This window comes from Vibrio sp. 1069 (assembly GCF_033340555.1).
The window spans coordinates 1-535 of record NZ_JAWOWP010000876.1 but is presented as its reverse complement, the minus strand read 5'-3'; the positions used below and the strand labels follow the sequence as shown (position 1 = coordinate 535).

The window sequence follows — 535 nt, the reverse complement described above, 5'->3', positions numbered from 1 at the left end:
AAATGAAGGTCGGCTAAAGACCCCTTCAATTGGCTGAAAAAGGTCTCTATAGTAGTTTGGAGCTTTTGCCAACGCTTTTTTAGTTTTTGACTTTCCTTTGCGTGATTTATGTAAATTTTTTTGCAACAAAGACGGTTGAAAGTTTCTCGGGTTAACTTGAAGCTCTTTATTTTGACTTTTCATGTTCACTCACTCGATATCGCGTATTTTGAAGATAGAAACAGGGAACTCTTTGTTGAAAGCAGATTCTCTGATCATCTCAACTTGCCACAAGGTGGGAGAAGAGACAGAAACTTTCTCCATCGTATAATGCATCTTAAGTTGGTAAATCCAGACAGCGCGGCTACGCATAACGCCGCTGCCAGGTACGGCTTCACGCTGAGCTATTGCTTTGTTCAAAAGTTTAATAGAGCTTGTGTCTACGTGGAGTAATGCAGAAGTCTGGTATTTCTTCATTATATTTATATAGTTACTTGCTCTTAGAAGCTCAATAAATATGTCTTGGGTGTCTGTTTCAGAGTCCAAATGGTTGGAC

General features: G+C 39.4%; 2 protein-coding genes. Both read right to left on the bottom strand.

Translation table 11 applies throughout. From position 1 onward, the window contains the following. Positions 1-183 (bottom strand): hypothetical protein (locus R7040_RS29575; protein WP_318098065.1); only part of this gene is annotated, 183 nt, incomplete at its 3' end. 6 nt (positions 184-189) lie between these two features. Continuing rightward, on the bottom strand, positions 190-535 hold a 346-nt coding region (locus R7040_RS29570), incomplete at its 5' end, for a hypothetical protein (RefSeq protein ID WP_318098064.1).